Here is a 13,706-nt window from a genome sequence, read left to right on the forward strand (position 1 = left end):
GGCCGTGCGTGCGGCCGGTGCCGTTGGCCGCGCACGCGGCCGTAAGTGCGGGACGACCGAAAGTGATGCGGGTGGACGCGAAAGACATGGGTGCCGACCTCCAGCAGGTGCTCATCACCAAGGAAGAGATCGACGCGAAGCTGGCCGAGCTGGCCGCGAAGATCGACGCGGAGTACGCGGGCAAGGACCTGCTCATCGTCGGCGTCCTCAAGGGCGCGGTGATGGTCATGGCGGACCTCGCCCGGGCGCTGTCCACCCCCGTCACCATGGACTGGATGGCCGTGTCCTCCTACGGCGCGGGCACCCAGTCCTCCGGTGTCGTGCGGATCCTCAAGGACCTCGACACCGACATCAAGGGCAGGCACGTCCTGATCGTCGAGGACATCATCGACTCCGGCCTGACCCTGTCGTGGCTGATCAACAACCTCGGCTCCCGCGAGCCCGCCTCCCTGAAGGTGTGCACGCTGCTGCGCAAGCCGGACGCCGCCAAGGTCGCCATCGACGTGGAGTGGGTCGGCTTCGACATCCCGAACGAGTTCGTCGTGGGCTACGGCCTCGACTACGCCGAGAAGTACCGCAACCTGCCGTTCGTCGGTACGCTCGCGCCTCACGTCTACGGCGGCTGAGCCAGTCGGCCCAAGCCCAGTAGGACGATCGGGAACCCCAGCGGGTTCCACGCCGTTGAAGGATGCAGAGACGGGTTTCCCAGCCGTCGAAACGGCTCCGTGCGGCTTCGGGCAACAATGCTGGGGTACCGTCAGAAGAACTGTCTTATCAAACTCACTATGGCAGGAGGGACGGGGCGGCACCGCTCCGTATGGATGGACGTGAAGCGATACTTCCGTGGGCCGGTCATGTGGATCGTGCTGGCCGTCCTTGCCGTGGTCGTGTTGATGCAGGTCGTCGGCTCGTCCGGCGGCTACAAGACGGTGGACACCGGCCAGGTCGTGGCGGCGATCAACGACAACAAGGTCGAGTCGGCCAAGCTCACCACCGGTGACGAACAGAGCATCAAGGTCACGCTCAAGGACGGCTTCAAGGTCGAGGGCAGCTCGAAGATCCAGGCGAGCTACATCGGCGACCAGGGCGTGACCATCGCCGGCACGCTGCAGACCAAGTACCAGGACAAGCAGATTCCGGACGGCTACACGGTCTCGCCGTCCAAGCAGAACCCGTTCGTCGGCGTCCTGCTCTCGCTGCTGCCCTTCGTCCTGATCGTGGTCGTCTTCCTGTTCCTGATGAACCAGATGCAGGGCGGCGGCTCCCGGGTCATGAACTTCGGCAAGTCCAAGGCGAAGCTCATCACCAAGGACACCCCGAAGACGACCTTCTCCGACGTCGCGGGCTGCGACGAGGCCGTCGAGGAGCTCCAGGAGATCAAGGAGTTCCTCCAGGAGCCGGCCAAGTTCCAGGCGGTCGGCGCCAAGATCCCCAAGGGCGTGCTGCTCTACGGCCGCCCGGGTACGGGCAAGACCCTGCTCGCGCGCGCCGTCGCCGGCGAGGCGGGCGTCCCCTTCTACTCGATCTCCGGTTCCGACTTCGTCGAGATGTTCGTCGGTGTCGGTGCCTCCCGGGTCCGTGACCTGTTCGAGCAGGCCAAGGCGAACGCCCCGGCGATCGTCTTCGTGGACGAGATCGACGCGGTCGGCCGTCACCGTGGCGCCGGTCTCGGCGGCGGTCACGACGAGCGCGAGCAGACCCTGAACCAGCTGCTCGTCGAGATGGACGGCTTCGACGTCAAGGGCGGTGTGATCCTGATCGCCGCCACGAACCGCCCGGACATCCTCGACCCGGCGCTGCTGCGCCCCGGCCGCTTCGACCGGCAGATCGCGGTCGACCCGCCGGACCTGCAGGGCCGTCTGGAGATCCTCAAGGTCCACCAGAAGGGCAAGCCGGTCGCGCCCGACGTCGACCTGTCCGCCGTGGCCCGCCGCACCCCGGGCATGACCGGTGCCGACCTCGCCAACGTGCTGAACGAGGCGGCACTGCTCACCGCCCGCGGCGACCAGAAGCTGATCGACAACAAGGCGCTGGACGAGGCGATCGACCGCGTGGTCGCGGGCCCGCAGAAGCGGACCCGGATCATGTCGGACAAGGAGAAGAAGATCACCGCGTACCACGAGGGCGGTCACGCCCTGGTCGCGGCGGCCTCGCCGAACTCCGACCCGGTCCACAAGATCACGATCCTGTCCCGTGGCCGTGCCCTCGGTTACACGATGGTCCTGCCGGACGAGGACAAGTACTCGACCACGCGCAACGAGATGCTCGACCAGCTCGCCTACATGCTGGGCGGCCGGGCGGCCGAGGAACTGGTCTTCCACGACCCGACCACGGGCGCCGCGAACGACATCGAGAAGGCCACCAACCTGGCCCGCGCGATGGTCACCCAGTACGGCATGACCGAGCGCCTCGGTGCGATCAAGTTCGGAGGCGACAACTCCGAGCCGTTCCTGGGCCGTGAGATGGCTCACCAGCGCGACTACTCGGAAGAGGTCGCCGCGCTGGTGGACGAAGAGGTCAAGAAGCTCATCGAGACCGCGCACAACGAGGCCTGGGAGATCCTGGTCGAGAACCGCGACGTGCTCGACAACCTCGTCCTCCAGCTGCTGGAGAAGGAGACGCTGGGCAAGGAGGAGATCGCCGAGATCTTCGCCCCGATCGTCAAGCGCCCGCCGCGGCCCGCCTGGACCGGCTCTTCCCGCCGGACCCCGTCCACCCGCCCGCCGGTGCTCTCCCCGAAGGAGCTGGCACTGACCAACGGTGCGAACGGCGCGACGGCGGCGATCAGCACGGCGAAGTCCACCGCCGCGGAATCCGCCCCGGTGACGGAGCAGACTCCGGAGGACCGCTCCGAGAGCTGACCCTGTTCCGGCCGTGAGGGCCGGAATGGATGCCGCGTCCCCCGGGTTTTAGCCTGGGGGCGCGGCATTTCGCATGTCCGCAGACGGAACGCGAGGCACACCCGCGTGCAAGGCACAGGAACGAGGAACCAGATGACCGACCCGGTGACGCTGGACGGCGAGGGCCCCATCGGCGAGTTCGACGAGAAGCGCGCCGAGAACGCCGTACGCGAACTGCTGATCGCGGTCGGTGAGGACCCGGACCGTGAGGGCCTGCGGGAGACGCCGGCCAGGGTCGCGCGTGCCTACAAGGAGATCTTCGCCGGTCTGTGGCAGCAGCCGGAGGACGTCCTGACGACGACGTTCGACCTGGGGCACGACGAGATGGTCCTCGTGAAGGACATCGAGGTGTACTCGACCTGCGAGCATCATCTGGTGCCGTTCCGGGGTGTCGCCCACGTCGGCTACATCCCGTCCGAGACCGGCAAGATCACCGGCCTGTCCAAGCTGGCCCGCCTGGTCGACGTCTACGCCCGCCGGCCGCAGGTGCAGGAACGCCTCACCACGCAGATCGCGGACTCCCTGATGGAGATCCTGGAGCCGCGGGGCGTCATCGTGGTCGTCGAGTGCGAGCACATGTGCATGTCCATGCGCGGTATCCGCAAGCCGGGCGCGAAGACCATAACGTCCGCCGTCCGCGGTCAGCTGAGGGACGCCGCGACGCGGAACGAGGCGATGAGCCTCATCATGGCGCGCTGAGCGAGCCGCCGGGCTCGCCGGGGCCGCGGGGCCGGAGATCAGGCCACCGGCTCCGCTCCCGGGTGGTTCTGGTCGTCGTCCTCGGGGAGCTTGCACACCCGCTCCAGGAAGATCGCGGCGGCTATCACGCCGAGGCCGGTCAGGACCGAGAAGCCGGCGTAGATCGCCTGGTCGCGGCGGGCCGGGAGGTCCAGCAGCTCCAGCAGGAAGACGCCCGTCCCGCCGTACATACCGGCGACGAGCGCGGCCACCAGGGCGCTGGCCTGGCCGAAGACGACCGCCCGGGCGGCCATCAGCGGGTCGACGCCCTTGGCGCCGGGCCGGCGCTCGCGCTGGGCCCGGAGACGGGCGCGCAGCGACAGCGCCGTCGAGAGCAGGACCACCGCGATCAGCGCGAGGACGACGGGGGCGGCCAAGGGGACGCTGGGGAGGGTCCCGATCGAGTTCCAGAGGCGGGCGCCCGCCCAGGACAGGACGCCTGCCACGACGAACACGCCCGCCAGCACCCTGATGCGCAGCTCTCTCACGGTGTCCCTTCAGTTCCCCCGGACCGTCCCGGACGGTGGTCGTCTTGGTCTTGACCCGTCTCGACCTTAACGACTACTCGGGCAGCCGGAGTTCCAGGTCCGCGCGGGGCGCGACACCCTCACGGGTGACGGCGGACAGCAGGTCGGCCACCGTGCCGCGGCCGGGCAGCTGCGCCTGCGGGTCGACGTCGTGCCAGGGCGCGAGAACGAAGGCGCGCTCGTGGGCGCGCGGGTGGGGCAGGGTGAGCCGCGGGTCGTCCGAGGTGACGCCGGCGTAGGCGACGATGTCGACGTCCAGCGTGCGCGGACCCCAGCGCTCGTCCCGGACGCGGTGGAAGGCCTCCTCGACGGCGTGCGCCCGCTCCAGCAGGGACGACGGGGGCAGGGTCGTCTTGAGGACCACGACCGCGTTGAAGTACGACGGCTGGCTGCCCGGCTCCACGCCCCACGGCTCGGTCTCGTACACCGGGGAGACGGCCTTCACGCGGACGCCCGGGGTGTCCTCCAGGGCGTCGACGGCACCCTGGAGGGTCTCCAGGCGGTTGCCGAGGTTGGAGCCGATGGAGATCACGGCCCACTTCGGGTTGCTCAGCGTCGTGTCGGCGGCGTCGACCTGCTCGACGACCGAGGCGGGCACCGGCTGGACGGTCGGGTCGCTGTGACCCTGGTGGAAAGGTCGGGTCATACTCGGCTCCGGGTGATGGTGACGGTCACGTCGTCGAAGGGCACGGTGATCGGGGCGTCCGGCTTGTGGACGCAGACCTCGACCTCCTCGACCCCTTCGTGCTTCAGGCAGGTCCGGGCGATCCGCTCGGCGAGGGTCTCGATGAGGTTCACCGGCTCGCCCTCGACCACGGCCACGACCTCCTCGGCCACGATGCCGTAGTGCACGGTCTTCGTCAGGTCGTCGTCGGCCGCGGCCGGCCGGGTGTCCAGGCCGAGCACGAGGTCCACGATGAAGGTCTGGCCCTCCTCGCGCTCCTTGGGGAACACACCGTGGTGCCCGCGGGCCTTGAGGCCGCGCAGCGCGACACGATCCACGCGAATCACTCCTGCAATCGTCGGGAAGGACCGGCCCGTGCCGCGTGCGGGCGGCACACCGGCCTCAGACGAATCTACCTGCGGGCACTGACAAAGCCGGGCCGCGGGGGCGTGGGCACGGGCCGGTGTCCGGAGGGTTCACCGGCCGTTTCCCCCGGGGAACCCGGCCCTGTCATGGGCTGGTAGCCGCTCCTACCCCGGGGTAGGTGATTCCAACCACTTCTCCGGGTCAGGCCAGGGGTTCGTCGTCCGGGTTCACGCCGTTCACGTGGTTGTCGTCCTCGTCCTCGTCGGTCTCGGCCAGCACGGGGGAGGCGTGGTGCGACCAGAGCTTCCAGCCGGAGGGCGTGCGCCGGAACACGTTCGTGGCGACGACGAGCTGGCCGACCAGCGGTCCGAGCTCCGCGCCCTCCTCGGGGGCGGGGCCGCCGCTGAGGATGTTCTCCGTGCAGGTCACGAGCGCGGTGTCGCCGGTCACGGAGACATGCACATCGGTGAGGAAGAACTGGATGTAGTCGGTGTTGGCCATGATCAGGGCGTACGACCTGAGGACCTCGCCGCGGCCGGTGAGCACCGGCCAGCCGGGGTGGACGCAGGAGATGACCCCGCTGTCCGCGGGGTCGTGGTACGTCTCGTCCACGCCCAGGTCGGCGGGGGTCAGCCAGAGGGAGGAGACCTCCTCGAAGTCGCCGCGTTCGAGTGCCTCGTAGAAGGCGGTGTTGGCGGCCTCCACCTGCTCGACGTCGGTGTGGGGGGCGCTCACCGCTCTCCTTCCGCCCCGTGCTCGCCGCCGGTGCCGGGCGCGCTCGTGGCACCGCGCGCCTCCTCCACGGCCCGGGCCACCCGGACCGCGTCCGCCGTGGCGCGCACCTCGTGCACCCGCACCGCCCACGCACCGGCGTGCGCGGCCAGCGCGGAGACGGCCGCCGTGGCCGCGTCGCGTTCGCGGGCCGGCGGGGGTGCCCCCTGCGGTCCGGCGAGGACCCGGCCGAGGAACCGCTTGCGGGAGGCGGCGACCAGCAGCGGGTGGCCGAGGGAGGCCAGCCGGTCGAGGTGGGCGAGGAGGGCGAGGTCGTGCCCGGCCTCCTTGGAGAAGCCGAGGCCCGGGTCGACGACGATGCGGTCCGGGGCGACACCGCCCGCCAGAACGGCCTCAACGCGCGCGTGCAGTTCGTCCAGGACTTCCCCGACGACGTCCTCGTAGACGCCCTTGACGTTGCCGCCCTGGAGGAAGCCGCGCCAGTGCATGACGACGAAGGGGGCGCCCGCGTCGGCGACCACCGAGATCATCGCGGGATCGGCGAGGCCGCCGCTGACGTCGTTGACGAGGGCGGCACCGGCCGCGAGGGCCTGTCCGGCGACGGAGGCGCGCATGGTGTCGACGGAGACGACGACGCCCTCGGAGGCGAGGCCGCGCACCACGGGGACGACCCGCCGCAGCTCCTCGGCCTCGTCCACGCGCGTGGCACCGGGCCGGGTGGACTCGCCGCCGACGTCGACCAGATCCGCGCCCTCGGCGACCAGATCCAGGCCGTGTTTGACGGCGGCGGTCGTGTCGAACCAGCGGCCGCCGTCGGAGAAGGAGTCGGGGGTCACGTTCACGACCCCCATGACCGCGCACCGGTCCCATGCCGGAAGGCCGGCGACTCGGCCGCGCCCGCTGAGGTTGTTCATACGTTCAGCGTAGGCCCAGCAGGGTGCCGCCCACGCGCCGCGACCCGGGCGGAAGCCCCGTTGCTGGAGGGGGTGGGGCTTCCGCCCGGGCCGGTCCTGGGGCCGTACCGCTCGGCGTGTCGGGGCGCGGGAGGCAGGTGGGCGGATCAGGCCGCCCGGACGTCCCGTTCGGTCACCGTGTGCGCGCACGCGCGCCGGGCCGTCGACCGGCGCCGGCGCAGGAAACGCGGCAGCGGCACGGCGAGGTTGACGAAGCCCTCCGCCTGCATGGCGGCGAAGCCGATGCGGGGCAGGTCGGCGGAGGCCCGGTAGACCACGAAGCGCGGTTCCCAGCGCGGCTGGAACTTGGCGTTGAACTTGTACAGCGACTCGATCTGGAACCAGCGCGAGAGGAACACCAGCAGCCCGCGCCAGGCGCGCAGCACCGGGCCGGCGCCGATCTTCTCGCCGCGGGCGAGGGCGGAGCGGAACATCGCGAAGTTCAGCGAGACCCGGGTGATGCCGAACCTCGGAGCGGCCTGCAGGGCGGCGACGATCAGCAGTTCGTTCATGCCCGGGTCGGCGCCGCGGTCGCGGCGCATCAGGTCCAGCGACACACCGTCCCTGCCCCAGGGCACGAAGTGGAGGATCGCCTTCAGGTCGCCGTACTCACCGGGTTCGTCGTCCTGCTTGTGGGCGGTGGCGATCAGGCAGTCGCCGTCGGCGGGGTCGCCGATGCGGCCGAGCGCCATGGAGAATCCGCGCTCGGTGTCCGTGCCGCGCCAGTCCTCCGCCGCCAGGCGGATCCGCTCCAGCTCGGCCTCGCCGACGTCACGGATGCGCCGTACCCGGGTTTCGTAGCCGGCCCGCTCGATGCGCTTGACCATCTGGCGCACGTTGCGCATCGCGCGTCCGGCGAGCGAGAAATCCGCCACGTCGACCACCGCCTCGTCGCCCAGTTCCAGGGCGTCCAGGCCGGTCTCGCGGGTCCACACCTCGCCACCGGTCTCCGAGCAGCCCATGACCGCGGGCGTCCAGGAGTGGGCCCTGGCCTCGTCCATGAAGCGCTCGATGGCGCCCGGCCAGGCCTCGACGTCGCCGATGGGGTCGCCGCTGGCGAGCATCACGCCGGACACGACCCGGTAGGTGACCGCGGCCTTGCCGCTCGGCGAGAACACGACGGCCTTGTCGCGGCGCAGCGCGAAGTGGCCGAGCGAGTCGCGCCCGCCGTGCTTCTCCAGCAGCGCGCGCAGCTTGACCTCGTCGTCCTCGGTGAGCCGGGCGGCCGGGTGCTCCGGGCGGAAGGCCAGGTAGATCGTGGTGACGGCGGTGATCCAGCCGAGGGCGCCGAGGGAGAAGGCGACCGTCCAGGAGGTGTTGCCCTGGTAGTCGACCGGGCCCTCGAAGCCGGCCAGACCGTAGATGACGTGCGTCAGCCGGTCGGCCAGGCTCGGGTCGCCGATCGTCCGGTGCGGGTGGACGCTGACGATGACGAGACCGAGGGCGAGGGAACCGGCGCTCATGAGCACGAAGTTGGCGAGCGCCCGCCACCTGCTGCGCGGATCGGGCAGGGCCGCGAACTGGTCGCGGTGGCGCAGCAGCGGCACCAGCAGCGCGACCGCGATCAGCATGCCCACGACCGAGTGCCGGTACGCGAACTGCGCCACCGCACCCGCCGGGAGCAGCGCGACCGCCGCACGCCACGCCCGGCGCTTGCGCCGTTTGAGCCCGTGCGCCAGCAGCAGCAACAGCACGCCCGCGCTGAGCGAGAGCGCCGCCGCGAACGGCCCGAAGGAGCCCGGCAGCACCTCCGCCATGGCGTGCATACGGCTGTGACGGAAGCGCGGGAACACACCCGCGGCGATGTCCAGGGCGCCCACGAGCGCGGCGGCCCTGCCGACCACGGCGGGAACGGCCTCGGGGCGCGGGCCGCGCAGTATGCGCCGCGCCCGGCTTGATCGGCCCGGAACCCCGCCCGACATTTCCCCATCTATCCTGACAGACATCGCATCCCGTAGTTCTGCGAGAGACCTTGAACCCGGGCCCGATCGGGCATCCGGCGACATTGCGCCCTCTAGGACGGTGTCTCGGGGAGAGAGGTTCACTCCCCACCGGAAAGTCGGGTCAAAGGCCAAGGAAAGCCCCGGGCAAGCCCTCGCAACGTCGCGCGGGCACGACACGGGCGGAAAGCACAGGCAGGAAACAGCCCATGGGTCTCACGAGCAACAAAGTGCTGGTGCTGGCGATCGCGATCGCCGTCGTGCTGTTCGTCGGCACGGTATGGCTGTGGCCGCGCCTGGCCCGCCCGAACTGGCGGGCCGTCAGCGGGCGGGTCGGTCTGCTGCTGTTCACCCAGGTGGCCCTGTTCGCCTGCGTCGGGCTCGCCGCCAACCAGGCGTTCGGCTTCTACGCCAGCTGGGCGGACCTGTTCGGCCAGGAGACCGACCAGGGGATCGTCGTCGACCACTCGGCCAACGGCAGCACCGGCGGCCCGCTCCAGGTGGTCTCCACCTCCGACGTGCCGGGCGTGAGCGCCGCGCGGCCGGAGACCGGCGGGCAGATACAGAAGGTCGACATCGTGGGCCGTACGACCCACATCGCCACACCGGCGTACGTGTACCTGCCGCCGGAGTACTTCCAGCCGCAGTACCGCACGCGTACGTTCCCGGTGGCGGTCGTGCTGACCGGCTACCCGGGCACCGCGCGGGCGCTGGTGGAGAAGCTGAACTACCCGAGCACGGCGCAGCGGCTGGCCAAGGACGGGCGGGTGCAGCCGATGATCCTGGTGATGCTGCGGCCGACCGTGGCACCGCCGCGGGACACCGAGTGCGTCGACGTGCCGGGCGGACCGCAAGCGGAATCGTTTTTCGCCAAGGATCTGCCGGAGGCCGTCCTCGGGCACTACCGGGCCGGCAAGCGGCCGGGCAGCTGGGGCGTCGTCGGCGACTCCACGGGCGGCTACTGCGCCCTCAAGCTCGCCATGCACCACCCGAACGTGTACGCGGCCGGCGCGGGCCTCTCGCCGTACTACACGGCGCCGATCGACCCGACCACCGGTGACCTCTTCCACGGCGACAAGAAGCTGCGGAACCGCGCTGACCTGTTCTGGCTGCTGGAGCACGAGGAGGCGCCGGACACCTCGCTGCTCGTCACCAGCAGCAAGGTCGGCGAGCACAACTACAACTCCACCATGAAGTTCATCCGTCAGGTCCAGGCCACGAACCTGACCCGGATCTCGTCGATCATCCTCGGCAGCGGCGGGCACAACTTCAACACCTGGCGGCGCGAGATCCCGCCGACGCTCCAGTGGCTCAGCGGCCGGCTCACCGACCGCTGAGCCGTTCTGGCCCTGACGTCCCGTGAAGCCCACGGTGTGGCCGTGTTTTTACGGGGCGGGGGCCCACGATTCGCCTACGCGCGGTAAGTTTCTGGCCATGCCACGTGGACGCCACCGCCATTCCCCGCCTCTGCACCGGCTGTTGCCCCCGTCGGCGATCGCCGGCGTCTCCGTCGCCTGCGCGCTGGGTCCGTGGGCGTTCTCCGAGGTCACCGTGTTGCGCGCGCTGGCCGCTGCGGCCGCCGCGACGGCGGTCCTCGGCGCGTTCGTGATGCGCCGCTGGGACGCGCAGGCGGGCAAGCAGGTCGCCGAACTCACGCGCGCGCGTGCGGGTGACGAGTGGCGGTTCGAGGAACGGGTCGCCGAACTGGAGACGGACCTGGAGGAGTCCCGCGAGCTGCGCGCGAAGCTGGAGCAGCGGCTGCGCGCCAAGCGGGCCGAGCTGGCGGGCCTGCGCAACGAGCACGCGGCCCTGCTGCGCCGGTACGCCACGGCGGAGACCGAGCGTGCCAGCGCCCTGGAGGGACGGCGGCTGCTGGAGATCGAGGCGGCGGTGCCCGAGCCGGGGCCCGCGCCTTCGTCGTCGCCCGCGCTGCCGCCGGCGCGCGGCGCCGAGCCCGCGGCCGCCGCGGGTCAGGAGGCGTCCGGCACCGAGGAGCGGCCGGCGGTGTTCTCGCCCGGGGGCGCCGAGCTGTACCGGCGGGCGCTGACGGCCCTGGCGCGGTTCGACCGGGAGGGTCCGCGGCAGGGGGAGGCCGGAGTCGGGACCGACGCCAGGACCGACGCCGAGGCCGGTGCCGAGGGGGACGGCGAGGGGGACGAGACGGAGGTGGCGGAGGTCCGGGGCGCGCGGCTTGAGTCCGCGGAGTCCACTGCCGCCGAGGAGTCCGCTGACGCGGCGGGGTCCACTGTCGCCGCAAAGTCCGCAGGCGCCACCGGATCCGCAGGCGCCACCGGATCCGGAAACGCCGCCGGATCCGCTGGCGCCGCCGGGTCCGCCGACGCTGGTGAGGCGGCCGATGCCGCCGGGTCCGTTGCCGTAGCGTCGCAGACGGCCGAGCCGGAGGCTCACTCGGCTCCCGAGGATGCCGCCGCGGAGGCCGCGGTCGCCAAAGGAGAACCCGCAGCGGACGGCGTGAAGGAGGGCGCCGGTCCGGCGCCGGCCACCGAACTCGCGCGTCCCGTGGGCCGGCCGCCCGCCGGGCACTTCACCGTGCCGACCGCGGTGGCCGTCGTACCGGCGGCGCCCGCACGGCGCCCGGTGGTCGAGGGCGGCTTCGACTTCTTCGGCACCCAGAAGGGCGCTCCGAAGGCCACGCTGGACTCCGTGCAGAACGAGGACCTCGCCGACGTCGTCGGTCCCGAGGCGCTCGCCGTGCACAAGGCGGAGTCCGAGGCAGGGTTCAAGGCCGCCGACGCGCGCTCCCGGGGGGTCGGCCAGGTCATCGACCTGACCGCGCACGACGAGACCGAGCAGATCGACATCCAGGGGCTGCGCAGCGCGGCCTCCTGAGCCGACGTCAGCCGTACGGACCGAGCACCGGGCCCGGCCTTCCCACGAGGGGAGCCGGGCCCGAGGCGTTCCGGCCGGGCGTGACCGGTGGGTCAGCGTGTGGGGCGGGTCGGGCGGTGCCGGTCAGCCGGTGGTCATCCAGCGGTCCGGGAGGGCGTCCCGGCGGCCCGTGCGGGATCTCTCCGCCTGCTCGTCCAGGAGCCGTGCGGCCTCCTCCGCGTCCCGCAGCCGGGCCGTCACGGTCTTGTTCGCGCCGGTGTCCACGTGGACGTCGGTGAGCCCCCAGCGCCGCTCCCAGGGCCCCTGGGTGAGCCGTACGCTCTGCACCTTGGCGTGCGGAACGAGCGAGAGCCGGCGGCGCAGCAGGCCGCTCCGGGCGGCGAACACCGCGCCGGTGACCGCGAGCCCGTGCCCGCGCCACCACAACGGCACGCACCACCGGGCCCGGCGCGGCACCCGCGACAGCTCCCGGGGCACGGTCACACCGGGCAGCACGCGCGCGACGACGGTCTCGGCGACCGCGCGCGGGGCGACGGGGATCAGCATGGAGTTGGCGGATCCGGCCACGTCCAGTTCCACCCGCACCCAGCCCGGCCACCGCCACAGCAGCGGCTCCACGATCCGCACGGTCTGCACCCGGCCGGGCGGCACCGTCTCGTGCGTACGGTCGAGCAGCCCGTGGTCGATGCGGAGCCCGTCCGGGGACTCGCTCACCGTCCAGTCGAATTCCGTGACGAACCGGCCCACGCTGCTCGCCCCGGCCGCGCCGACCAGGGGCAGGGCGGTCCCGAAGACCGTCCACAGGCTGTGGGTGACGAGCCACAGCACGGTCGGGACCACGAGCGCGGCACACAGCGAGCCCCAGGTGGCGCCGGTCAGCACCAGGGAGCGCGCCAGCACGCGCGGGGGCACGCGCAGCAGTACGCGCGCCGGTGCCTCTCCGACCTCGTGCGCCGTCTCGGGCGCGAAACCCGCCGCACGCGCGAGCAGTTCCGCGCGGAGCGCGCGCGCCTCCCGCTCGCCCAGGAACGCCAGCTCGTCCTTGCGCTCGGCACCGACGACGTCGATCCGCAGCTTCGCGACGCCCGCCACACGCGCGAGGAGCGGACGTGAGACGTCCACGGCCTGGACGCGCTCCAGCCGGATGTGCGCGGTGCGCCGGAACAACAGCCCGGTGCGTATGCGCAGTTCGGTGTCGGTGACCGCGTAGTGCGTGAACCACCAGGACAGGAAGCCGTACAGGCCGGCCGCGGGCACCAGTACCGCGAGCCCCAGCAGGAGAACGGTGCCGGTCAGCCGGTTGAGCTGTTCCTGGGCGCCGTTCGGGTCGTGCGCGGCCCAGCCGGCCAGTACCGCGAGCGGCGCCCACGCCCGGCGGAAGGGCGTGACCGGGTGCAGCCGGCGCTCGGTGACGGGCGGGCGCCGCGGTGTGCCGTCGTGAGGTACGCCGCCGTGAGGTGTCGCGCTGTCCGGTGTGCCGCCGGCCGGTGTGCCGTCGCCGGGTATGCCGTCGGTGTCGTCGGGGGAGGTCACAGGCCCGCCGATCGTGCCTCGCCCAGCTCGGTCAGCCGGTCGCGCAGGCGTTCCGCCTCGGCCGGGTCGAGGCCGGGGATGGTCGCGTCGGTCGCGGCGGCGGCCGTGTGCAGCTGGACCGTGGCCAGCCCGAAGCGCCGCTCCAGCGGTCCGGAGGTCACCTCCACCAGCTGCATCCGCCCGTACGGCACCACTGTCTCCTCACGCCACAGGACACCCCGGCTGATCAGCAGGTCGTCGGCGCGCTCGGCGTACCGCCACGAGCGCCAGTTGCGCTCCAGCAGCCACCAGCACCAGGCGGCGCACGCCGCCGGCAGCAGTGCCCAGGCCGCCCAGGCGGGCCCCGCGAGAAGGCCCGGGAGGAGCCCCGCGGCGAGCGCGATCACCGCCGTCCACACCACCAGCAGCAGCCGGCGCACCCGCAGCAGCCCGGGCCGCAGCCCGCGCCACACCGGCCGGTCCGCCGGCGCTCCGGTCCCTCGAAGACTCCCCGTTTCCATGAG

13 protein-coding genes are annotated in these 13,706 nt (G+C 72.0%); 5 read left to right on the forward strand and 8 right to left on the reverse strand.

Going from position 1 to position 13,706, the window contains the following annotated elements; all coding sequences use genetic code 11:
- Positions 1-65 precede the first annotated feature (65 nt).
- From hpt to folE, 3 genes are all read left to right on the forward strand, one after another.
- Entirely contained in the window at positions 66-626 is a 561-nt protein-coding gene (gene hpt, locus ACH4LD_RS30205; protein WP_030342680.1) for a hypoxanthine phosphoribosyltransferase, read from the forward strand.
- A gap of 195 nt (positions 627-821) precedes the next feature.
- On the forward strand, positions 822-2,861 hold the full coding sequence (gene ftsH, locus ACH4LD_RS30210; protein WP_356124472.1) for an ATP-dependent zinc metalloprotease FtsH: 2,040 nt from the start codon (positions 822-824) through the stop codon (positions 2,859-2,861).
- A gap of 132 nt (positions 2,862-2,993) precedes the next feature.
- Complete coding sequence (gene folE, locus ACH4LD_RS30215) at positions 2,994-3,599, forward strand: GTP cyclohydrolase I FolE (protein WP_356336266.1); 606 nt, start codon at positions 2,994-2,996, stop codon at positions 3,597-3,599.
- A 38-nt stretch (positions 3,600-3,637) separates the two neighbouring features.
- On the opposite strand, the gene ACH4LD_RS30220 is transcribed toward folE, so the two are convergent.
- From ACH4LD_RS30220 to ACH4LD_RS30245, 6 genes are all read right to left on the reverse strand, one after another.
- Positions 3,638-4,126 carry a DUF3180 domain-containing protein gene (locus ACH4LD_RS30220; RefSeq protein WP_398054615.1) on the reverse strand — a complete coding sequence of 163 codons (489 nt, stop codon included), beginning with the start codon at positions 4,124-4,126 and terminating at the stop codon, positions 3,638-3,640.
- A 73-nt stretch (positions 4,127-4,199) separates the two neighbouring features.
- A complete protein-coding gene (gene folK / locus ACH4LD_RS30225) occupies positions 4,200-4,811 on the reverse strand; it encodes a 2-amino-4-hydroxy-6-hydroxymethyldihydropteridine diphosphokinase (protein WP_132789972.1) in 612 nt (203 codons plus the stop codon).
- The gene (gene folB, locus ACH4LD_RS30230; RefSeq protein WP_030651455.1) at positions 4,808-5,167 is read right to left on the reverse strand and encodes a dihydroneopterin aldolase; all 360 of its coding nucleotides are present in this window, start codon (positions 5,165-5,167) and stop codon (positions 4,808-4,810) included. The genes folK and folB overlap by 4 nt, the downstream gene beginning before the upstream one ends.
- 229 nt (positions 5,168-5,396) lie before the next feature.
- On the reverse strand, positions 5,397-5,930 hold the full coding sequence (locus ACH4LD_RS30235; protein ID WP_103814555.1) for a nuclear transport factor 2 family protein: 534 nt from the start codon (positions 5,928-5,930) through the stop codon (positions 5,397-5,399).
- Positions 5,927-6,841 carry a dihydropteroate synthase gene (gene folP / locus ACH4LD_RS30240; protein ID WP_398054614.1) on the reverse strand — a complete coding sequence of 305 codons (915 nt, stop codon included), beginning with the start codon at positions 6,839-6,841 and terminating at the stop codon, positions 5,927-5,929. Before folP ends, ACH4LD_RS30235 begins: the two co-directional genes overlap by 4 nt.
- Positions 6,842-6,987: 146 nt before the next feature.
- Positions 6,988-8,802, reverse strand: coding sequence for a phosphatidylglycerol lysyltransferase domain-containing protein (locus ACH4LD_RS30245; RefSeq protein ID WP_132789970.1), 1,815 nt, complete (start codon positions 8,800-8,802; stop codon positions 6,988-6,990).
- 227 nt (positions 8,803-9,029) lie between these two features.
- On the opposite strand from ACH4LD_RS30245, the gene ACH4LD_RS30250 reads away from it, so the two are divergent.
- Both ACH4LD_RS30250 and ACH4LD_RS30255 read left to right on the forward strand, forming a co-directional pair.
- Positions 9,030-10,157 (forward strand): alpha/beta hydrolase, encoded by a 1,128-nt coding sequence (locus tag ACH4LD_RS30250; RefSeq protein WP_398054613.1) that lies wholly within the window; start codon positions 9,030-9,032, stop codon positions 10,155-10,157.
- Between the two features lie 97 nt (positions 10,158-10,254).
- Entirely contained in the window at positions 10,255-11,670 is a 1,416-nt protein-coding gene (locus ACH4LD_RS30255; RefSeq protein WP_398054612.1) for a hypothetical protein, read from the forward strand.
- 123 nt (positions 11,671-11,793) lie between these two features.
- On the opposite strand, the gene ACH4LD_RS30260 is transcribed toward ACH4LD_RS30255, so the two are convergent.
- Both ACH4LD_RS30260 and ACH4LD_RS30265 read right to left on the reverse strand, forming a co-directional pair.
- Positions 11,794-13,203 (reverse strand): PH domain-containing protein, encoded by a 1,410-nt coding sequence (locus tag ACH4LD_RS30260; protein WP_398054611.1) that lies wholly within the window; start codon positions 13,201-13,203, stop codon positions 11,794-11,796.
- Positions 13,200-13,703 (reverse strand): PH domain-containing protein, encoded by a 504-nt coding sequence (locus tag ACH4LD_RS30265; RefSeq protein WP_398054610.1) that lies wholly within the window; start codon positions 13,701-13,703, stop codon positions 13,200-13,202. The genes ACH4LD_RS30260 and ACH4LD_RS30265 overlap by 4 nt, the downstream gene beginning before the upstream one ends.
- Between the last annotated feature and the right edge of the window lie 3 nt (positions 13,704-13,706).

This window comes from Streptomyces sp. NPDC017676 (assembly GCF_044329325.1).
Taxonomy (GTDB): Bacteria; Actinomycetota; Actinomycetes; order Streptomycetales; family Streptomycetaceae; genus Streptomyces.

Bases quoted from the DNA above. Each gene is read 5' to 3' on its own strand.
- hpt (WP_030342680.1), top strand. From the start codon at position 66: ATGCGGGTGGACGCGAAAGACATGGGTGCCGACCTCCAGCAGGTGCTC.
- ftsH (WP_356124472.1), top strand. From the start codon at position 822: ATGGACGTGAAGCGATACTTCCGTGGGCCGGTCATGTGGATCGTGCTG.
- folE (WP_356336266.1), top strand. From the start codon at position 2,994: ATGACCGACCCGGTGACGCTGGACGGCGAGGGCCCCATCGGCGAGTTC.
- folK (WP_132789972.1), bottom strand. From the start codon at position 4,811: ATGACCCGACCTTTCCACCAGGGTCACAGCGACCCGACCGTCCAGCCG.
- folP (WP_398054614.1), bottom strand. From the start codon at position 6,841: ATGAACAACCTCAGCGGGCGCGGCCGAGTCGCCGGCCTTCCGGCATGG.
- ACH4LD_RS30245 (WP_132789970.1), bottom strand. From the start codon at position 8,802: ATGTCGGGCGGGGTTCCGGGCCGATCAAGCCGGGCGCGGCGCATACTG.
- ACH4LD_RS30250 (WP_398054613.1), top strand. From the start codon at position 9,030: ATGGGTCTCACGAGCAACAAAGTGCTGGTGCTGGCGATCGCGATCGCC.
- ACH4LD_RS30255 (WP_398054612.1), top strand. From the start codon at position 10,255: ATGCCACGTGGACGCCACCGCCATTCCCCGCCTCTGCACCGGCTGTTG.
- ACH4LD_RS30265 (WP_398054610.1), bottom strand. From the start codon at position 13,703: ATGGAAACGGGGAGTCTTCGAGGGACCGGAGCGCCGGCGGACCGGCCG.